Annotated in this window: 15 protein-coding genes; 9 read left to right on the top strand and 6 right to left on the bottom strand. The window is 71.1% G+C overall.

Going from position 1 to position 20,728, the window contains the following annotated elements; all coding sequences use genetic code 11:
* Positions 1-21 precede the first annotated feature (21 nt).
* Positions 22-2,079 carry a cytochrome c oxidase assembly protein gene (locus tag ACO0LV_RS15055; protein ID WP_424788736.1) on the top strand — a complete coding sequence of 686 codons (2,058 nt, stop codon included), beginning with the start codon at positions 22-24 and terminating at the stop codon, positions 2,077-2,079.
* A gap of 47 nt (positions 2,080-2,126) precedes the next feature.
* Here the strand turns inward: ACO0LV_RS15055 and ACO0LV_RS15050 are convergent, their stop codons facing one another.
* The 3 genes from ACO0LV_RS15050 to ACO0LV_RS15040 all read right to left on the bottom strand — a co-directional run bounded on the left by ACO0LV_RS15050 (position 2,127) and on the right by ACO0LV_RS15040 (position 4,655).
* Entirely contained in the window at positions 2,127-3,110 is a 984-nt protein-coding gene (locus ACO0LV_RS15050; protein WP_424788735.1) for an acetylxylan esterase, read from the bottom strand.
* Complete coding sequence (locus ACO0LV_RS15045; protein WP_424788734.1) at positions 3,107-3,829, bottom strand: DUF2993 domain-containing protein; 723 nt, start codon at positions 3,827-3,829, stop codon at positions 3,107-3,109. The genes ACO0LV_RS15050 and ACO0LV_RS15045 overlap by 4 nt, the downstream gene beginning before the upstream one ends.
* Before the next feature lie 115 nt (positions 3,830-3,944).
* Positions 3,945-4,655 (bottom strand): dienelactone hydrolase family protein, encoded by a 711-nt coding sequence (locus tag ACO0LV_RS15040; RefSeq protein WP_424788733.1) that lies wholly within the window; start codon positions 4,653-4,655, stop codon positions 3,945-3,947.
* 103 nt (positions 4,656-4,758) lie between these two features.
* Between ACO0LV_RS15040 and ACO0LV_RS15035 the strand changes: the two genes are divergently transcribed.
* The 4 genes from ACO0LV_RS15035 to map all read left to right on the top strand — a co-directional run bounded on the left by ACO0LV_RS15035 (position 4,759) and on the right by map (position 10,325).
* Positions 4,759-7,509: a glycosyl hydrolase gene (locus ACO0LV_RS15035; RefSeq protein ID WP_424788732.1), complete on the top strand. Its 2,751-nt coding sequence runs from the start codon at positions 4,759-4,761 to the stop codon at positions 7,507-7,509.
* Positions 7,510-7,714: 205 nt separating this feature from the next.
* Entirely contained in the window at positions 7,715-8,179 is a 465-nt protein-coding gene (locus ACO0LV_RS15030; protein ID WP_424788731.1) for a (deoxy)nucleoside triphosphate pyrophosphohydrolase, read from the top strand.
* A 32-nt stretch (positions 8,180-8,211) separates the two neighbouring features.
* Entirely contained in the window at positions 8,212-8,838 is a 627-nt protein-coding gene (locus ACO0LV_RS15025) for a TetR/AcrR family transcriptional regulator (protein ID WP_424788730.1), read from the top strand.
* A 719-nt stretch (positions 8,839-9,557) separates the two neighbouring features.
* The gene (map, locus tag ACO0LV_RS15020) at positions 9,558-10,325 is read left to right on the top strand and encodes a type I methionyl aminopeptidase (protein WP_424788729.1); all 768 of its coding nucleotides are present in this window, start codon (positions 9,558-9,560) and stop codon (positions 10,323-10,325) included.
* 25 nt (positions 10,326-10,350) lie between these two features.
* On the opposite strand, the gene ACO0LV_RS15015 is transcribed toward map, so the two are convergent.
* Positions 10,351-12,624: a heavy metal translocating P-type ATPase gene (locus ACO0LV_RS15015; protein ID WP_424788728.1), complete on the bottom strand. Its 2,274-nt coding sequence runs from the start codon at positions 12,622-12,624 to the stop codon at positions 10,351-10,353.
* Positions 12,625-12,790: 166 nt separating this feature from the next.
* Between ACO0LV_RS15015 and ACO0LV_RS15010 the strand changes: the two genes are divergently transcribed.
* The 4 genes from ACO0LV_RS15010 to ACO0LV_RS14995 are packed head-to-tail and all read left to right on the top strand — an operon-like array spanning position 12,791 to position 17,053.
* Positions 12,791-13,000 carry a heavy-metal-associated domain-containing protein gene (locus tag ACO0LV_RS15010; protein WP_424788727.1) on the top strand — a complete coding sequence of 70 codons (210 nt, stop codon included), beginning with the start codon at positions 12,791-12,793 and terminating at the stop codon, positions 12,998-13,000.
* Positions 13,000-13,221 (top strand): hypothetical protein, encoded by a 222-nt coding sequence (locus tag ACO0LV_RS15005; RefSeq protein WP_424788726.1) that lies wholly within the window; start codon positions 13,000-13,002, stop codon positions 13,219-13,221. The genes ACO0LV_RS15010 and ACO0LV_RS15005 overlap by 1 nt, the downstream gene beginning before the upstream one ends.
* A 41-nt stretch (positions 13,222-13,262) precedes the next feature.
* Positions 13,263-15,566: a heavy metal translocating P-type ATPase gene (locus ACO0LV_RS15000; protein ID WP_424788725.1), complete on the top strand. Its 2,304-nt coding sequence runs from the start codon at positions 13,263-13,265 to the stop codon at positions 15,564-15,566.
* Positions 15,567-15,625: 59 nt separating this feature from the next.
* Complete coding sequence (locus tag ACO0LV_RS14995) at positions 15,626-17,053, top strand: glucose-6-phosphate dehydrogenase (protein WP_424788724.1); 1,428 nt, start codon at positions 15,626-15,628, stop codon at positions 17,051-17,053.
* A gap of 12 nt (positions 17,054-17,065) precedes the next feature.
* Here ACO0LV_RS14995 and ACO0LV_RS14990 read toward each other — a convergent pair whose 3' ends face one another.
* Positions 17,066-18,058, bottom strand: a complete 993-nt coding sequence (locus ACO0LV_RS14990) for a transglutaminase family protein (protein WP_424788723.1) — start codon at positions 18,056-18,058, stop codon at positions 17,066-17,068.
* Complete coding sequence (locus ACO0LV_RS14985) at positions 18,055-20,661, bottom strand: circularly permuted type 2 ATP-grasp protein (RefSeq protein ID WP_424788722.1); 2,607 nt, start codon at positions 20,659-20,661, stop codon at positions 18,055-18,057. The genes ACO0LV_RS14990 and ACO0LV_RS14985 overlap by 4 nt, the downstream gene beginning before the upstream one ends.
* Positions 20,662-20,728 lie beyond the last annotated feature (67 nt).

Raw genomic sequence — 20,728 nt, 5'->3', positions numbered from 1 at the left:
CCCGCCGATTAGGCTCGGTGTGTGAGCACTCCCCTGGCGTCCGGGGCCCGCCTCGTGCTGGCGGTGGTCCCGGTCGCGGCCCTGGCCGCCCTGGCGGCGCTATCGCTGTCCGGGTCGGCGCAGGCCGAACTTCTCGGGGACCCCGGGGCCTGGGTGCGTTGGGGTGGGCCGGTCCTGGGAGCGGCTCATCACCTCGCTGCGGCGGTGGTGCTGGGCACGCTGGTGCTGCTGTTGGGGGTGCTGCCCTACCGGGGTGGCGAGGCCCCTGCGTGGCGCCGGGCGATGACGATGCTTGCGTGGGCTACCCCGGTATGGGCGGTGCTGAACCTGGCCGATGTGCTGCTGCGGTACGCCCGCGCTGCCGGGCGCCCGGTAGGCGGAGCGGAGTTCGGGCAGGAACTGGCCTATTACCTCACTGAACTGTCTGCCGGCCGCGCCTCGCTGGTGGCCACCGTGCTGATTGCCTTGGCGGCGGTCGTCTCGGTGGGCATCACCTCCTACCGCGGGGTGGCGGTAGCCGCCGTGCCGGCCTTCGCGGTGCTGGTGCCGTGGTCGGTGCGTGGGCACGCCGGTTCGGCCGCCGACCACGAGACGGCGATCTCGGCGATGTGGTTGCACCTGGCGTCGGTGTCGGTGTGGGTGGGCGGCCTGGTGGTGCTGTGCCTGCTCGCCCGGACTCTCGGGGAGCACACCGCCGACGTGGTGCGCCGATACTCCACGGTGGCGCTGTGGTGCTTCGTACTGGTGGGTGTCTCCGGGTTGGCCAGCGGGTGGTTGCGGCTGAACGATCCCGGCGACCTGACCGGCCGCTACGGGGGTTTGCTGGTGGCCAAGGCCGTGATGTTCACCGGCCTGGGGGCGCTGGGCTGGTGGCACCGGCGCCGCACCGTCACCGCACTGTCCAACGGTGCTTCCCGGGTCGGGGCGTTCTGGCGCCTGGCCGGCGGTGAGGTCTTGCTGATGGGGACGGTGATCGGGGTGTCCGCGGCGCTGGCGGTCACCCCCACCCCGGTGCCCGACACCCTGCCCTACGTCCCCGTTCCGGCGGAGGAACTCTCCGGGCGGCCCGTGCCCCCGCCACCGCAGATCGGAACGTGGCTGACGCAGGCGGACCCCGACGTGCTACTCGCCACCGGCGTCGTCGCGCTCGCGGTGGTGTACCTGGCCGGGGCGCGCCGGGTGGGCCGGCAAGCACCGGAACAGCCGTGGCCGCGCCGACGCACCGGCGCCTTCCTGACCGGGGTGGCAGTGCTGGGTTGGGTGATCATGGGAGGTCCGGCCGTGTATGGCCAGGTGATGTTCTCGGCGCATCTGGTGGTACTGGTGACGATCACTTTCGTGGTCCCGGCCTTGTGGGCGATGGGTGCGCCGGTGAGCCTGGCGTTGCAGGCACTGCCGCCACGACCGGATGACTCCCGCGGCCCGCGCGAGTACCTGCTGGCGCTGACCGGCTCACGTGCGGGCCGATTCTGGGCGCGTCCGGTGGTGACCACCGCCACCGTGGCGCTCTCGTGGGTGGTCCTGCACGCCACCGGGCTGTTCCACCTCGCGCTGACCACCCGGATCGGGCTGGTGCTCATGCTGGTCCACTTCAGCGTGCTGGGCTACCTCTTCGTGACCATCTTCCTCCCCACCGACCCGGCGTTGCGGCACGCCGTCGGCGGGCGGCCCACCCCGGTGCACGTGGTGGCACTCGGACTGGTGGCGGCAGCACTGCTCGCGGTCGGGGTGGTGGTGCTGGCGCGGATGGACCGGTTGCTGGCCGCCGACTACTTCGGCGCGCTCGGTCTTCCCTGGGGTGTGGACGCGCTGGCCGACCAACGCGCTGGGGCGCTCGTGCTGGGGGTTCTGGGCGGGATCCCGATGTTGGCACTCATCGCCGTGGCGGCCCGGGCCCAGCGGGCCGGCTCCCAGGAGCTGCCGCCCCTCGTCGCGCGCGGCGACGGCGGTGCCGGCCCGCGGGCCGTTCCGCCGGCTGCGGTTCGCCCGGAGGTGCCGGCACCCGATGACGAACTCGACGATGCCGAGGCCCGCGCCTACGCCCGGATGCTCGCCCGACGTGACCGCGGCCGGCGGTGAAGTCTCTCCGCTCGGGCACGGTGCCGGGTGCGGTCCGAGCTGGCGGTTCAGGGCGCAGCGATCCGGTCGACCTCGTCGATGAACCCGTGCACGCGCCGCTGCCAGGCTGCCAACTGCTCGGCTTCTCCGGGGTACTCGGCGTGCCCGGCGTCGGAGACGAACTCCTCAGCGCCGTCGATCGCGTTGCGCACGCCGAACTGCCCGGGGGGCGGCACCGCCGGGTCCCACAGCGCGCAGCCGAGCAACATCGGCACGTCCAGGAACGTTGCCGCGGTGGAGGCGTCGAAGAACGCCAGCACCGCACGCGCCCCGGGATGTGCGGCCACATGGGAGCGCACCGCCTCCCCACTGCCGGTACACGGCATCTGCAGGCGCAGGTCGTACTGACCGAAACTGGGTACCCGGAGCACCCCGGAGACGAACCGGTCATCCCAGGGCAGCGCCAACGCCCCGATCCCACCACCGAAACTCTCACCGACGAAGTGCAACGGCACCTGCCCGACGGCGTCGCGCAGCGCCGTGGCGGCGCACCAGATGTCCTCGGCGCACCCTCCCAGGATGTAGGAGTCGACCGAGTCGATGCCGACCAGCACATGCTCGGCAGCCAGGGCCGGCAGGTCCGGCATCAGGCTCGCCGTCGGCAGCCCCCGGGCCACCGGCCACAACACCGCTGTGCCCGGGCTCAGAATGCCCGGCTCGGGTCCGCTCCGGCCACCGTACCCGTGCGATTGCACCACACCGCGGTGCACCCGCCCGTCGCGCGGCAGGGCGAGCCAGCCACCCAGCCGCCGGTCATCGGTGCCGGGAAAGTCGATGCGGTACAACTCATGGGCGCCGACAGGGCCGAGCGCGGCCCTTCGCATCGTGCCGTGCACCGCACGGGCCCGCTGGTACCGTGCGCGCCAGTGTTCGGCGAACCCCGGCGGAGTCGGACAGGGGCGCACACCGCGAAGCGCGGCGAGATCATAGCCATAGGTGGCATCGAAGGCGTCCGGGCCGAACCACGCGGCGAAGTCTGCGGCCCGGGTCACAGATCCTCGATGGCCACATCGGTGCCGGTCACACGCAGGGCCACCCCGCCGGGGCGGACCTCGAGGTGGTCCAGCAGCAGCGGTTCGGGTAGGTCGCTCAGTTCCACCTCCAGGTCGCTGAGCCATCCCGTCATGGCGTCGGGCAGGTCGGCGGCCTCGATGCGGGTACCACCCAGTTCGATCGTGCCCACCGTGATGGCGATGGACCGACCGCGGGCCTCCGGAACGAGGACCGCGGCGAGCGGTACCCCGAGCAACTGCGACCGGGCGGTCAGATCGGTGCCCTCCAGGTCGATGCGGACCCCGTCGGGCACTCCCGCCGCCGCGAGCAGCGCCTGCAGCGTCTGGGCCGGGGCGAGGGCATCAACCTGCAGGTGCTCCACCCGGTAGGGCTCACGCAGGTGTATCCCACGCAGGTACACGTGGGTGTCGTGGGCCGAGAACGCGTCGATCTGGATTTCGGAGGCGCTCACCTGCGCCGACCCAACCCTCCCGGTGATCAGCTGCGGTAAGAAGAGCGCACCGTCGATCTGCACCTGCAGATCGTCGGAGACTTCCGGCAGCGCCTGGCGAAGTTCTGATGCCAGGTGCGACTCCGCCCTTGTCCGTAGTAGGTGATCGGCGCCGTACAGCACTGCGGCGACCAGTGCCAGGGCCAGCAGCAGCGCAACCACGCTGCGCGGGCCACGTGGCCGATGGGGGTTCTTCCTCGCGCTCACGAGTGTGGCTTTCGAGGCGGCGGCGTGGGCCCGCAATGCGGGGTGGCAGGGCCTGGTGCACCGGGTGCGCAGGCGGCGTCGGATCGTGAATAGGTGTCCTTCACGGCGAACCCGGTCAGGTGGCGTGCAGGTGCCCGGAGAGGAACTCCAGGGTGCGCGGCCACGCCAGCGCACTGGCCTCAGGGTGGTGGAACGCCGGTGCGGGGTTGTCGAAGGCGTGCCCGGCGCCGTCATAGGTCTCGAACTGCGCCGGCACCGGGGCGGCGGTAACGGCCCGGCGGATCAGGGCCACCTGCTCCATCGGGATGTAGGCGTCAGCGGTGCCGAAGTGGTGCAGGCTGGGGCAGGTGATGGACTCGGCCAGATCGAGCAACCCGGGCAACGCCGAGCCGTAGTAACTGACCAGCGCGTCCGGTGAGTCCTCGGCCGCCACCTGGAAGGCCACCCCGCCGCCGTAGCAGAAGCCCAGCAGTCCGACCCTGCCGTTCACCGCCGGATCGGCACGCAGCGCCGACAGCGCCGCACCCGTGTCAGAAGTGGCGTCGGCCCACTCCAGCTGCCCGGCCAGCGACATCGCCTGCTCCAGGACCGCCGGGTCGGACTCATCCAGATCGTTCCGCGGCAGCCGCCAGTACAACTGCGGCACCAGCACCACGAAACCGGCCTCGGCCAGGTCCGCGGCACGGCGCCGGATGTAGGTGCTCACGCCGAAGATCTCCTGCACCAGCACCACACCCGGGCCCTGCCCCTGCGCGGGCAACCATCGGTAGGCCGGCATCGCGCCGGCGGACGTGGGGACCTCGAACAACTCGCCATCAGTGCTCATGTGCCCAAGTCTGCCCTGTCCGCGCGATGCGCGCCGTCGCGTCGGCTCCGGCTCCGGCGCGGCTGGGCGAGCCGAGAGCGGCAGCACTGGCAGGGTGAAGGGCATGGCAAGTCTGAGATCCGTGCTGGACGGTATGGCCGAACCCTGCGATGACGCCCGCCCGATGGTGCGTTGGTGGTGGTTCGGCCCGCAGGTGGACCGGTCCGGGATCGCCCGCCAACTGCACGCCATGCGTGCGGCCGGACTGGGCGGTGCCGAACTCTCCTTCGTCTACCCCCTCACCGAGGAGTCGGAGGAGTTCGGATCCCAGGCGTTCCTGGACCACCTGGACTACGCCGCCGCCACGGCGGCCGAACTGGGGCTGCGCCTGGACCTCACGCTGGGCAGCGGGTGGTCATACGGAGGCGGGCACATCGGCTCCGAACACGCCGCCCGTGGCTTGCGCTGGGAGGTACGCGAGATCGGTCCGGCGACCCACCAGGTCGCCCGCAGCGCCTCGTGGCCCGGAGATGACCTGCTCGCCGTCTTCCTCGCCCCCGGCGCCCCCGGGGAGGCGGCACCGGGGGGTTACGAACCGGTGCCGATCGGGCCTGCCGCGGCAACCATCCCACCCGGAGCCGGGCCCAGGACGGTGCTGCTGGTCTGGTCGGTGCTGACCGGCCAGCAGGTCAAGCGCGCAGCCAACGGCGCCGAAGGCCCGGTGCTGGACCACTACAGCGCCGCAGCCACCCGCGCCCACCTGAGCGCCGTAGCCGACCCACTCCTGGCGGCGGCGCGCCCGGACCGGATCGGCGCGGTGTTCTGCGATTCACTGGAGGTCTACGGCTCCGACTTCACCGTGCACCTGCCCGAGGAGTTCACCCGACGCCGTGGGTACGATCCGTTGCCGCACCTGTACCTGCTCCGGGTCGAGGGCCCGGGCCACGCGACCTTCCGCGCCGACTACTACCGCACCCTGTCGGAGCTGTACGAGGAGAACTTCGTCGCGGTGCTGGGACGCTGGTCCCAGGACGCCGGAGTCGACCTGCGGATCCAGAACTACGGGGAACCGCCGGCCACCATCAGTTCCTACCGCCACGCCCAGGCCTTCGAAGGGGAGGGCTGGGGCTGGCTGGGCCTGCCCGAGACCCGGTGGGCCGCGGCCGCCGCGCACCGGTACGCGCGCCCGGTGGTCTCGGCCGAGGCGTTCACCTGGATCCACTCCCCGTCGCTGCGCGCCACCCCACTGGATCTGAAGGGAGAGGCACATGAGCACTTCCTGTCCGGGGTGAACCAGTTCTTCATGCACGGATGGCCCTACTCCGCCGAGGATGCGCCCGGTGTGGGGAATCTGTTCTACGCCGCCGGGGCGCTCGATGATCGCAACCCTTGGTGGCCGGTCATGCCGGAACTGAGCCGGTACCTGACCCGACTGGGGTGGCTGCTGCGCCAGGGCCGCGCGGTGGCGGACGTCGCGGTCCTGGTCCCATCCGCGGCGATCTACGCCGAGATGGGCACCGGGGGGCCGTACGGGTGCAACCTGTGGCGCGGCACCGCGCGTGCGCTGGGTGACATCCCGGCCCGGATCCGCACCGCGGGGCTGGACTTCGACCTGCTCGACGACGACGCCCTGGCGGGACTGGACCCGCACACCTTCCGCGCCGTCGTCGTCCCCTGGCTCGGCCCCCTGGGATCGCGGGCACGGGCGTTCCTGCGGGCTGCCCGGGACGCCGGGGTGGCCGTGCTGACGATCGACGACGATCCCGGGCAGGTGCAGCCGGCACCTGAACGCTGGGTCCGCCCGCGCGGTGTGGACCTGCGCGGAGACTCCGTGCCCGGGGACGCGGTGCCGAACCATGCCGTGCCCGACGGCGCCGAACTCGGCGAGGTGGTCCCGGCCGACCGGTTGGCGGAGGTGCTCGTCGGGCGGATCGGGGCGGACTGTGCGGTGCGCACCGGTGCCGACGTGGTCGGCGTGGTGCACCGCGACCTCGGCCCGGTACAGGTCTACCTGGTCGTCAACACCGGCGCCGAGCAGTTCCGCACCGGAGTGCGGCCGCGCGCCGGCTACTCCTGTTGGGCCCTGGCCGATCCGGCCCACGGCACCGTGCTGGACGCACGGACGCTCGAGCGAACCGATGCGGCCCCGCCCTGGATCGAGGTGGAACTGGCGCCCTATGGCGCCCAGGTGCTCCTCACCGGCGTCGCCGACGAACCGTGGCCGGCGCCCGGTGAGCAGGGCGTGCGTCCCCGGGAGGAGGAGCTGGAGATCGGCGGCTGGTCAGCCGGACCCGCGGAGGGTCCGCTGCGGCCGGTGCGGCTGCCGCACGTGTGGGAGAGCGACGACGAGGTACCGGCCCACCTGGACAGCCTGCGTTATGAGGCGGTGGTCACCATCCCCGAGAATGTCCGGGCCGGCGAGCCGGCTTCGGCGGCGCAGGTGTTACTGGACCTGGGACCCACGCAGCCCATCGACCCCGACGCGCTGGCCGAGCGGGGGTTGCCGCCGCAGTCCTTCCGCGCCGAGGTCGACACCCCGGTAGGTGAGGTCGCCGAGGTGATCATCGACGGCTCGTCGGTCGGGCACCTGTGGGCACCGCCCTACCGGATCGACATCACCGAGGCACTGCGTGCGGCGTCCGGGCCGGCCGGGCCCGACGGGGGTGGGGCAGGGGCGACCGAACTCCGCATCGAGTTGGTCGTGCACTCGGTGGGCTCGCGCGCCGTGGCCGCCGATACCGGACTGCCCGACCGCATCGAGGCGACCAGGCGTCGCCACGGGGTGCGGTTCCGGATGCAGGACCTGCAGCACGCCACCACAACGGTGGTGAGCGGACTCCGGGCGGTGCCCCGCCTCGTCGTCCGACACGGGTAGACCGCTGGCCGCGCGGTAGCGACGGTCTCGCAACGCGGTGGCGGGCGTCGCCTCGGCGTAGGTGACCTACGGCCCCGCGCCCGCCATGGTCGGGAGCGATGGCCTCCCGGGCCGCCGTCCACAGCCATGACGTGCCAACTCACATCCTGTGCACACAGCTGTGGATCAGGGCTGTGGATAAAGTCCTATCGGTACTATCGCTTGGATGACCGCTCCCCGAGCCCTGGTCGCCGCAGCGGCGATTCTGGACGATCTGCGCCACCCCACCCGATTGCTGGCGGCGCGGCGCAGCGCGCCCAAGACCCTCGCCGGGCGCTGGGAGTTCCCTGGGGGGAAGGTCGAGCCCGGGGAGGCCGACCACGACGCCGTGCATCGGGAACTGCACGAGGAACTCGGCATCCGGATCCACCTGGGTGAGCAGATCGCCGGCCCGGCGGGGACCGACTGGCCGATCCTGCACGGTCACCGGATGCGGGTGTGGTTCGCCCAGATCGCCACCGGCGATCCGGCGCCGCTGGCCGATCACGACGATCTGCGCTGGCTCCCCCTGGGGGAGTTGCACACGGTGGCCTGGCTCGAACCCGATCTGCCGATCGTGCGGGCCATCCAGTCGCGGCTCGGCATCGCCGGCGAGGGTGGGTCGACTCTGCACCGTTTTGCGACAGAATAGGCCATGCCGTCAGCATGTGACATGATGCCGGGGTGCCCAAGATCATCGGAGCCTCCCTGGCGGAGCATCGCGAGAAGGTGCGCGGCAAGTTGTTCGCCGCGCTGTCGGACCTGATGGAACGGTCCGGCTTCGACGCTGTCAGCCTGGCGGAGATCGCCCAGCAGGCCGGGGTGGGACGGACCTCGGTGTACAACCACTTCCCGGACAAGGAATCGTTGCTGATCGGATTCATCGAGCACGAGACCGAGACGTTCCTCGACGATCTGCGCCAGGCTCTGGTGCAGGTGCAGGACCCGCAGGAACAGTTGCGGGTCTATGTCCGGGAGCAGATCAACCTGCGCCGCTCCTACCACCTGGCCCCCGCGGCGCTGCGTGCCGTGGTCTCCCGGCACACGCTCACCCGGCTGCGCGACCACGTGGTGCTGGTGGAGGGCATGCTGCACGAGATCCTCGCGGCCGGCATCGACTCCGGGCGGCTGCCCGCGCAGGACCTGGACTCGGTGGTGCCGCTGATCAACTCCTGCCTTTCCGCTCGCGCGGTGCCCGAGTCCGGGCCGGAGCGGGAGCGGGCCATCATCGCCACCGAGGCGTTCGTGATGCGGGCGGTCGGTGTGCCCGAGCAGGCGGTAGCCGCCGATAAGGTTCCGGTCGAGATCTGAGGACCCGCCGGCCGGCGTCATCCACAAATTCTGTGCACAGGGCTGTGCATGAACAGCGTTCTCCCAGGTCGTGCTGTGGACGAACCTGTGCACGAGTTGGGGATAGAAAAGTCGTGGACGAAACCCCTTGTTAATCCCTTGTTCGGGTACTAGACATTGCTTATCGACAACAGCACAGAGATTCCCCGAAGGAAGGAGATCCTTACGGATCGCCCAACGGAGGGGAAAGCGTCAACCAAGGGTTTGGTTTACCGAACCTGCGGGGCCATCGGCTGGGGAGACCCGGACGATGGTCAGCCCGACCGGTCCGGTTCTCCGGATCGATCAGGTCTGTGACCCAACCGCCGGGGTTACCCGGTGAAGGTGCACAGGACGACGTTGTTGACGACGCCATGTGGAAAACGGCAGTGGCCGAGCCAGAGCCCCCGGGTTCGCGGCTCGGATGGTCTTCGATGGGACCGCACCGCTGAACGGACCGCATGGGATCGTCGACGAGGTGACTCGGTCGCTCCGGCGGCCGGAGTCGGCGGATGGTCATCGCATCGGCAACCCTCGACGACGAAGCAAGGCCCCTCGAATCCCTAGTTCGAGGGGCCTTTGCTTTGTGCCCGTAATCCTTGCCGGGCACACCGGCCCATCCTGGCAGCGACACACCCGAGCCGACGAATCGGCAGGGCGCGCCCGGCCGGGACAGCAGCGGCCGCGGGTAGGCTGGGTGCGTGATCGAACTGAAGACGCCCGCTGAGATCGACCAGATGCGGCCCGCCGGCCGGCTCGTGGCCACGGTGCTCGCCGCGATACGCGAGCACGCCGCCGTGGGCGTGAACCTGCTGGACCTGGACGCACTGGCGCACCAGATGATCCGCGACGCCGGAGCGGAGTCCTGCTACATCGACTACCACCCCTCATTCGGGGCGAGCCCGTTCGGCAAGGTGTTGTGCACCTCGGTCAATGACGCGGTGCTGCACGGCCTGCCGCACGACTACGCACTGGCCGACGGCGACCTGCTTTCGGTGGACTTCGCGGTGTCCGTGGAGGGCTGGGTCGGCGACGCCGCCACCAGCATGATCGTCGGCTCCCCCGATCCGGAGGACCAGCGGCTGATCGAGGCCACCGAGACCGCGCTGCAGGCGGCGATCGAAGTAGCCGTGGTGGGCAACCGGCTCGGGGATATCTCCGCCGCTATCGGCGCCGTGGCGTCCGACCACGGCTACCAGGTGAACACCCAGTTCGGTGGGCACGGGGTGGGCCGCAGCATGCACGGAGAGCCCCACGTGCCCAACGACGGCCGGGCCCGTCGCGGGATGCCGCTGCGCCCCGGCCTCGTGATCGCCATCGAGCCGTGGTTCATGGCCGGTACCGATGAGATCTACACCGACCCCGACGGGTGGACCATCCGCTCCGCGGACGGCTCCCGGGGCGCGCACAGCGAGCACACCGTGGCGATCACCCCCGACGGCCCGGTGGTGCTGACCGCACGCGACTGAGGCCCGGCGGGCCGCCCGCCCGTGGTTAATGGTGGCTGGGCACCGGGTCTTCCTGACTCAGTCGCTCCGCGCGTACCGGTGCGGCGCCCCGGGTGGCCCGCACGCTGGCCTCGGGACGCAGGTCCAGGCGTCGCAGGAACTGGGCGTTCATGGCGACCACCACGGTGGACAGCGACATCAGCAGCGCACCGACCGCCATCGGCATCACGAATCCGATCGGGGCGAGCACACCAGCTGCCAACGGCACCGCTGCGAGGTTGTAGCCGGCGGCCCACCACAGGTTCTGCTTCATCTTGCGGTACGCCGCACGGGAGAGCTGGATCACCGACAGCACCGACCGGGGATCGTCGGAGGCCAGGATCACCCCGGCCGAGGCGATCGCGACGTCGGTGCCGGCGCCGATCGCGATGCCGACGTCTGCCTGGGCCAGGGCCGGGGCGTCGTTGACGCCGTCGCCGACCATCGCCACCACCCGCTCCTGCTCCTGCAACTCGGCGACCTTGCTGCTCTTGTCCTCGGGCCGCACCTCGGCGAAGAGTTGATCGATTCCGAGTTCCTCGGCCACCGCGGTGGCGACCGGCTCGGCGTCGCCGGTGATCATCACCACGTGGATGCCGAGGTCGTGCAGGGCACGGACCGCCTCGCGCGACTCGGGGCGGATCTCATCGGCCAGGGCGAGTGCGCCCGCGACCTCGCCGTCGAGGAGCACGTGCAGCACGGTGGCACCGCGGCCGGACCACGCCTCGGTGGCGGACAGCGCAGAGCGGTCCGACGTCGCCAGGAGGGCAGGACCCCCGACGGCGACGGTGCGGCCCTGCACGGTGGCCCGGACACCGACGCCGGTGGCCGAGGAGAAGTCGCTGGCCACCGGAACGGTCAGCCCCTTCTGCGCGGCCGCCTCGCGAATGGCCCGCGCGAGCGGGTGCTCACTGTCACCCTCGGCACTGGCAGCCAGGGACAGCAGGTCCTCCTCGGTCGTGTCGCCGGCGGTGGTGATATCGGTGACCACCGGTTCGCCGGCGGTCAGGGTGCCGGTCTTGTCGAACAGCACCGCGTCCACCGTGCGCATCTGCTCCAGCGCCATCCGGTCCTTGACCAGCACCCCGCCCTTGGCGGCACGTTCGGTGGCAATGGAGACCACCAGCGGGATCGCCAGACCCAGGGCGTGCGGACAGGCGATCACGAGCACGGTGATGACTCGCATCAAGGCCTGGTCGGGGGTGCCGAGCAGCATCCAGGCCACCAGGGTGACCGCTGCGGCGCCGAGCGCGAACCAGAACAGCCAGCCGGCTGCCTTGTCCGCCAGCCGCTGAGCCCGGGTGGCCGAGGACTGCGCCTGGGCGACCAGGCGCTGGATGCCGGCCAGTGCGGTGTCCTTGCCGACGGCGGCTATCCGCACCCGCAGCGCATTGTCGGTGGCCACGGTGCCGGCCACGACCCGGTCCCCTGCGGAACGGGGCACCGGTCTGGACTCCCCGGTGATCATCGACTCGTTCACATCGGCACTGCCCTCGACCACGTCACCGTCGGCTGGGACGCGCCCACCCGGGCGCACGATGACGACATCGCCCACGACCAGGTCCGAGGGCGCGACCGTGGTGACCTGGTCGCCGTCGACCCGCTCGGCCTCGTCGGGGAGCAAGGCGGCCAGGGAGTCCAGCGCCGAGGAGGTCTGTTCCAGGGAGCGCATCTCGATCCAGTGCCCCAGCAGCATGATCACCACCAGCAGCGCCAGTTCCCACCAGAACTCCAGCTCGTGGGACAGCAGGCCCAGGCTGGCGCCCCACGAGGAGATGAAGGCAACGGTGATGGCCATCGCGATCAGCAGCATCATCCCGGGCTTGCGCGCCTTGAGTTCACTGACGGCGCCGGTGAGGAAGGGCCGGCCACCCCAGAGGTAGATGATCGTGCCCAGCACCGGCGCGACCCAGGTGAGCCAGCCGGCCTCGGGCAGGTCGTAGCCGATGATGTGCGCGAACATCGGGCTCAGCAGCACCGTCGGCAGGCCGAGGAGGAGCATGATCCAGAACAACCGGCGGAACTGGCCCACGTGGTCGCCGTGGTCGTGGCCGCCGTGGCCATGATGACCATGGCCACCGTGACCGTGCTGAGCGTGCTCGCTGTGCTCGTTGTGCTCGTTGTGCTCGTTGTGCGCGTTGTGCTGAGCGTGCCCGCTGTGCTCGTCGTGCTGAGCGTGCCCGCTGTGCTGGGCGTGCTCGCTGTCAGCGTCGTGCCCGCGAGGGTCCTGAGCCTGATGGATGCCCGGGTCGCTGTGGTGGTGAGGTCCTGAGATGCTCATAATGACAATCTCCATTCGCCATATACCCCCGTAGGGTATCAGGATGACCCACGATATACGAGGCCTCGGCTCAATCGCATCGATTGACACCGATACCCACCCTGGGTATACGATCGGATGAACCCCTATACCCCCTATGGGTACCGCGCGAACTAAAGGAGGACGCATGGACCGGCATGAGTACCAGGTGACTGGCATGACCTGCTCACACTGTGAGAACGCCGTACGCGAGGAGGTCGGGCAGATCTCCGGCATAGAAGCGGTCGAGGTCAGTGCGCAGACGGGCACCCTCGTGCTCAGCGTGAACGGCCCGGTCGATGACGCCACCGTCGTGGCAGCGGTGGACGAGGCCGGATATGAGGCGGTGCGCGCCTGATGAAGGTTCCCCTCCGGCTCGGCCTCTACGGGGCAGGTCTCGTGGTGGTCTTCGTCGCGGCGGCCGCGATCGGCGACGTCGCGGTGCCGGAGGAGACCGTGCAGGACTGGGTCCGAACCGTGGAGGAGATCCGTCACGAGGAACCCGGCCACCCGGGCACCGAACCCGGCGACGACGAGAGCACGGAGGCGGACCCCGCCGAGGAGCCCGCCGACCACTGAGCCGGTGACGCACGAGCCAGCAGTACGAAGGAGAGGCACCGATGTCCACACCCCCCGCCCAGCAGCAGGGCGCCGGCAGCGCCGTGGAACTGGAGATCGGCGGGATGACCTGTGCCTCGTGTGCCATGCGGGTGGAGAAGAAACTCAACAGACTCGACGGCGTCGAGGCCTCGGTGAACTACGCCACCGAGAAGGCACGCGTGACCATCGCCGAGGGCATCCAGATCGACTCCCTGATCGACGTCGTGGCTCGCACCGGTTACACCGCAACGCTCCCCGAACCCCCGCAGACCGGGGCGGAGGAGGACCAGACCGGCGATGAGGTCGATCCCGAACTGGTCACCCTGCGCCAGCGCCTGATCGGTTCGGTGCTGCTGTCGGTGCCGGTGATCGCGATGGCGATGATCCCGGCGTTGCAGTTCACCTACTGGCAGTGGGCCTCCCTGGCCCTGACCGCACCGGTGATCGTGTGGGCCGGCTGGCCCTTCCACAAGGCGGCGTGGACGAACCTGCGTCACGGTGCCGCCACGATGGACACCCTGGTATCCCTGGGCACCAGCGCGGCGTTCGTGTGGTCGCTGTACGCGCTGTTCCTCGGCACCGCCGGCGTACCGGGGATGACTCACGCCTTCGAACTGAGCATCGCCCCCACCGACGGCGCCGCGAACATCTACCTCGAGGTGGCCGCCGGGGTGACGATGTTCATCCTGCTGGGCCGCTACTTCGAGAAGCGCTCCAAGCGCCGGGCCGGTGCCGCGCTGCGCGCACTGATGGAGATGGGCGCCAAGGACGTGGCCGTGCTGCGCGACGGGGTGGAGACCAGGATCCCCACGGCCGAGCTCGCGGTGGGCGATGAGTTCATCGTGCGCCCGGGGGAGAAGGTCGCGACCGACGGCGTCATCGTCTCCGGCACCTCGGCAGTGGACGCCTCGATGCTCACCGGTGAATCGGTACCGGTGGAGGTCTCCGAGGGCGATGCCGTCACCGGGGCCACCGTGAACGCCGGGGGGCGTCTGGTGGTGCGCGCCACGCGTGTGGGCGCCGACACGCAACTGGCGCAGATGGCCAGGATGGTCGAGGACGCGCAGTCCGGGAAGGCCGAGATCCAGCGCCTGGCGGACAGGGTCTCGGGGATCTTCGTCCCGAGCGCCATCGCGATCGCGGTAGCGGCCATGGGCGCCTGGATCGGAGCGGGCTTCCCGCTCAGCGCCGCCTTCACCGCCGCAGTAGCCGTGCTCATCATCGCCTGCCCGTGCGCGCTCGGTCTGGCCACCCCCACCGCGTTGCTGGTGGGCACCGGGCGCGGCGCCCAGATGGGCATCCTGATCAAGGGACCGGAGGTGCTGGAGTCCACCCGCAAGTCCGACACCGTGGTGCTGGACAAGACCGGAACCGTCACCACCGGCACGATGGCCCTGACCGGGGTCCATCCGGCCGACGGCGTGGACCGCGCCGAACTCCTCCGCCTGGCCGGGGCGCTGGAGAACTCCTCCGAGCACCCCGTCGCCCGGGCCATCACCACCGGCGCCGCCGACGAGGTGGGCGAGTTGCCGCAGGCCCACGACTTCACCAATCTGGAGGGCCGGGGCGTGCGCGGCGTGGTGGAGGGCCGCACCGTCATCGTCGGTCGCGAGAGCCTGCTGGAAGAGATCTCCCAGGGCCTGCCCGCGGGTCTGGCCGCGGTCAAGGCCGCCGCCGAATCGCAGGGCACGACCGCCGTCGTCGTCGCCTGGGAAGGCGCTGCCCGGGGCGTGCTGATGGTGTCCGACACGGTCAAGCCCACCAGCGCCGAGGCGATCGGGCAGTTGCGGGATCTCGGTCTGACTCCGGTACTGCTCACCGGTGACAACAAGGCCGTTGCGGAGCGGATCGCCGCCGAGGTGGGCATCGAGACGGTCATCGCCGAGGTGCTGCCGAAGGACAAGGTGGACGTGGTGGCCCGCTTGCAGAGTGAGGGCAAGGTGGTCGCGATGGTCGGCGATGGCGTGAACGACGCCGCCGCGCTGGCCCAGGCCGACCTCGGCCTGGCCATGGGCACCGGCACCGACGTGGCCATCCAGGCCGCCGACATCACCCTGGTCCGTGGGGACCTGCGCAGCGCGGCCGATGCGATCCGGCTGTCCCGCAGGACGCTGGGCACCATCAAGGGGAACCTGTTCTGGGCCTTTGCCTACAACACCGCCGCGATCCCGCTGGCGGCCTTCGGCCTGCTCAACCCGATGCTCGCCGGCGCCGCGATGGCCTTCTCCAGCGTGTTCGTGGTGGGCAACAGCCTGCGGCTGCGGTCCTTCAAGTCCCGGGCGCACACACCCGCGCCGCAGGTGGCCCCGGTGACCGCCTCGTAGGATCGCCCCAACGTGCTCCACCAATAATCAGGTGCGGGCGGTGATGCGGAGGTGGCGCAATGACCGACGTCGATGGCGGGTCCGAGGCACAGGTGCGCACCCTGCTGGTGCTCGGCGCCAGCGGCGACCTGGCCGGCCGGCTCCTGCTCCCGGGCGTGGGGCGCCTCCTCGCCGGCGGCGCGGCTCCGTACCTGAACCTGGTGGGGGCGGGTGCGGAGGACTGGGATGACACCCGGTGGCGGACCCGCCTGCGCGAGGCGTTCGCGGCCACGCCCAGCATCGAGGTCGCGCCCTGGGAGGAGATGGCCGCGCCCACCCTGTCCGATCCCGGTGCGGCAACCCTGCGCCGGCTGGAACGCGAGTCGGTCTACGTCCGTACCGACGCCACCAGCCCCGAGGACCTGCGCCGCGCCCTGCAGGTCTGCGCCGGCCCGGTGGCCATCTACTTCGCGCTCCCACCGGCGGTGACCGAGCAGGCCTGCCGGGCGCTGGGTGAGATCGGAGTGCCCGAGGGCACCCGGTTGATCATGGAGAAGCCGTTCGGGTCCGACGCGGCCTCGGCCCGGTCGCTGAACCGGACCGTGCGCGCCCTGGTGCCGGAGGAGCAGATCCACCGGGTCGATCACTTCCTGGGCAAGTCCACCGTCCTGAACATCCTGGGATTCCGGTTCGCCAACCGGATCTTCGAACCGCTGTGGAGCGCCGCGCACATCGACTCGGTGGACATCGTCTACGACGAGGACCTGGCCCTGGAGGACCGGGCCCGCTACTACGACTCCGCCGGTGCGCTGCGCGACATGATCCAGAGCCACCTGCTCCAGGTGCTGGCCCTGATCGCGATGGCCCCGCCCGCCACCATGGGCGAACGCGACGTGCGCGACCGCATCGCCGAGGTGCTGCGTGCCACCCGGGCCGGGGACCCCACCAGGCACAGCGTGCGGGCACGCTACGGCGCCGGACGGATCGGGGAGCGGGAGGTGATCCCCTACGCCGATGAACCCGGAGTGGATCCCGTGGCCGGCACCGAGACCCTGGCCGAGGTCACCTGTTTCATCGACAACTGGCGCTGGAAGGGAGTGCCGTTCCGGCTCCGGTCCGGCAAGGCGTTGGGCCGTACCCGTAAAGAGGCACTGATCACCTTCAAACCGGTCCCGCACCTGCCCACGGGCTTGCACGGCACCTCCCAGCCGGCGCGGTTGCGGCTCGGCCTCGGCCCGGAGTGCCTCGACCTGGAACTGGACGTCAACGGCTCCGGTGACCCGTGGGAACTGGACCGGGTGGTGATGTCCACCGCCTTTGCCACGGGGGAGTTGCCCGCCTACGGGGAAGTGCTCTCCGGAGTACTGGAGGGGGACCCGCTGTTGTCGGTACGCGGTGACGTGGTGGAGCAGTGCTGGCGGGTGGTGGAGCCGGTGCTGGCCGCCTGGGCCGCCGGCACGGTTCCGCTACAGACCTACCCCGCCGGAAGCGCAGGCCCCGGCCAGTGACCACCGGCTGCGTCAACCGTCCTCGCCCAGCTCCTGGCGAACCTGGGCCACGGTGGACTCCACCTGATCGGCCTCGATCGGCCATAGATCCACCGCCACCTCCAGGGTGGAGCCGGACCCCTCGGTGAACACGATCCCCCGCAGCGGGGAGACGTCTCCGTAGTCGCGGCCCCAGCCGAGTTGGACGTAGCGGCTGTCGATGAACTGGTCGTTGGTCGGGTCGATGTGCAACCACCCGCCGCCGGGAAGCCACAGCGCGGCCCAGGCGTGGGAGGCGTCCACGCCCCGCAATTTCGGCCGGCCCGGGGGCGGTTGGGTCTCGATGTACCCCGAGACGTACCGGGCCGCCAGCCCCATCGAGCGCGCGCACCCGATGAGCAGGTGGGCGAAATGCTGGCAGACCCCCACGCGCCGCTTGAGGACCTCCGAGAGCCGAGTGTCCACCCGGGTGGCGCCGGAGACGAAGTCGAAGTCGGTGAAGATCCGGTTGCTCAGGTCTGCCACCACGTCCACCATGGGGCGCCCCGGGACGAAGGAGGGAGTGGCGTAGGCCCGCACCTCCTCGATCACGTCGATCATCGGGGACGCGGCGCGCGCCTCGGCGATGGCCAGTGCGGTGGTGGCGCCGCCCACGCTCGGGTGTGCACCGGTGCGGCACACCGCGTCGACGGCGCGGCTGACCTCCTCCCATGCCACCGCGGGCAGGGAGTCGGGTTCGACCCGGCGCCGTTTGGTGGTGACCACCGAGCGGGCGGTGACCTCCAGGCGCCGGTGCGGCCGGGTGACGTGGAAGTAGGTGGAGCCGTTCCCGGCGAAGTCGCTGTGCTGTCCGTTGTGGTCGGCGCCGGGATCCACGCTCAGCCCGGCGATGTGCACCTGCTGGCCGGATCCGGTCCGGGGCAGCAGGATCGCCCGCCCGTAGGAGGAGGTGACGTCGGCCGGGTAGGTGTAGGTGGTGGCGTGGGTGAGCCGGTAGTGGCGCACGGACGCCTCGGATGTGTTCATCGCACGCCACCCCCGTTCCCCCAGGCCCAGACCGGGGGCTCGGTGGCCTCGTCGGCAGCGGGTACCCGGATGCCTACCGCGTCCAGCCACTGGCTCGGCACCGGGTGGATGAAGTGCACCCGGGCGATCTCGTTGGCCAGTTCGGCCAACCGCCAGTGCAGGGACTCCAGGAAGCCCGCCAGGTGGGCGCGGTGACCGTCGTCGTCGGCGTCGGACAGCACCGTCGTCTCTCCCTCGGCGAGCAGGTCCCGCAGATCCGCCAGTAACTGGTCCCTGGAACCGGCGTCCCGTACCGGGGTGGGCACCTGCACGAGCAGCGTGGCGATCGCCTCCACCTGGTAGGCCAGTGCCCGCGGATTCCGCCGGTCCAACAGCAGCAGGTCCAGGAAGGTCCCCACCCGGGCGTGCCGCTGGAAGCGGCGCCGGTAGGTGATGGCGGATTCGTGGGCGATCAGCAGCGCCTCCAGAACTCCGGCTTCCACCGCGGGGGGCTGCTGGTGCGGCAGGCATGCCCGCAGCGTCATCACCAGGTGCTGGGCGCGTTCGATCCGGCGCCCGATCTCCATCAGCGACCACCCCACGTCACGCATCATCGACTCGGCGCCGATCCCGGCCAGCGCGAGCATCCCCTCGGTGACTCGGGAGACGGCCCGGGACAGGTCCACCACGCCGCCTCGTCGGTGCTGGGTGCGGGCCCGATCCAGCGCGCGGTTCACCGTGGCCAGCGCCTGCCAGGTGTCGGAGGACAGTTGGTCGCGCACCGCCGTGGCGGCGCGCAGGATGCGGTCCACGGCGAAGGCCACCGTGCCCGGTTCCTCCCCGATCAGGACCTGCTGCGGGGTGCCGCCCGCGGTGGTACCGGCCAGGACGCGTTCCAGCACGTCCAGGCTGCGTCCGCCCGGGGAGGTCGGGCTGGTGTGGTGGTCGGCCCAGAGGTCTGCGACCACCTGCAGCAGGCGGACCGTGGCCTCGGCGCGTTCGGCGTAGCGGCCGAACCAGAACAGGTTCTCGGCGGCACCTGCGGAGATGGTGTCGGTCCCACCCTGGCCGGCCCCCTCCGCTGCGGCACCTGTTGCACCCGCCGGTGCGTCGTCGTCGGTCCTGCCCGGCTCCCAGGGCTCCAGGACCGGCTGCGGTTCGGTGGACAGCACCCACAGGTCCTTGGCGGTGGCACCGGCGGCGGCACCGCCCGCGGCGGTGTCGTTGGCGAAGACGCTGGGAACCTCGGCGTCCCCGATCTGCGGGCCGCTCACCTGCGCGAGCCCGCCGGACATCACCTGGTAGCCACCGGGCCGGGCCAGCGCGAAGGTGCGCAGCGTGGTGGGGCGGGCCACCAGCGCACCGGGCCCGGCGGTGGGGGTGGTGGAGGCTCCGACCGGCTCCTGGCCCACCCACTGGCGCGGCTGGGCGGCGATCACCGCGGACAGGCTCGCGCGCGCGTCGGCCCCCAGCTCCCAGCCGTGGATCGGTGGGGCACCCGGGGCGGTGTGCCGGATCACCAGGTGGCCCAGGTTGGCGATCACGTGGGAGCACATGGCCCGGTCCCCGCACCAGTAGGTCACGGTGGAGGGCAGCGCCAGGTCCTCATCGCGCAGCACCCGGCACAGTTGCGGCAGGTAGGCCAGCAGCGCCGGATTCTCCAGCACTCCGCTGCCCAGGGTGTTCACCACGGTCAGGTTGCCCTCCCGTGCGGTCTGGACCAGGCCGGCAGCGCCGAGACGGGAATCGCCGCGCAGGTCCAACGGGTCGCAGTACTCCGCGTCCACCCGGCGCAGCAGGACGTCCACCGGTTCGGCGCCGTGGAGGGAACGCATCCACAACCGGCCCCCGTGTACCTCCAGGTCCTCCCCCTGCACCAACGCCAGCCCCAGCATCGAGGCCAGATACCCCTGGTCGAACGCGGTCTCGGAGTAGGGCCCGGGCGTGAGCATCGCGATCCGTGGGGCATCACCGGCCGACGGCGGAGCCACCTCCCGTAGCGCGGTGGCCAGGGCGTGGAAGAACGGGCCGATCCGCCGGATCCGGGCCTGGCGGTACAACCCGGCCATCACCTGGGCCACCGCCCGCCGGTCGGCCATCGCGAAACCCAGCCCGGAGGGGGCCTGGGTGCGGTCGGCCAGCACCCGCCAGCCGCCGTCGTCCTCCCGGGCCACATCGGCGGCGTGCAGGAACAACTGGCGGGGGCCCGGGATGACGATCCCGTCCACGGCGCGCAGGAATCCGGGGTGGGGCAGGACCAGGTCGGCCGGGATCAGGCCCTCGGTGATCAGCCGGCGGGGCCCGTAGAGGTCGGTGAGGATCTCATCGAGCAGTTCGGCGCGCTGGCCCAGGGCGGTCTCCACCCCGGCCCACTCCACCTCATCGAGGATCACCGGGAGCGGATCGAGTTCCCAGGGCGCCTCCTCGGTGTCGCTGCCGTGGCGGACCCACTGGTCGGACAGCATGGTGGAGATCTCCGCCCGGGCGTCCTCGATCTGGTGCCAGGTGTGCAGGTCAGCAAGATCGGCCATCTGGTCCCAGGCGGCCCGGGCGGTGCCGGTGGCGTGCACCATCTCATCCCGGCCCGGTCCGGGCGCGCGATAGGAATCGAGCAGGTCACTCACTCGCTCGCGCCTCTCCTCCGGTGGGTGCACGAACGCCCCTGGGACGCACGCGCGATGCAGCGCACAT

Origin of the sequence: Pseudactinotalea sp. Z1739 (assembly GCF_049725055.1) — a bacterium.
Taxonomy (GTDB): domain Bacteria; phylum Actinomycetota; class Actinomycetes; order Actinomycetales; family Beutenbergiaceae; genus CALKWS01.
Note: the sequence above shows the minus strand (reverse complement) of the source record. Positions and strands in the feature narration are given on the sequence as shown.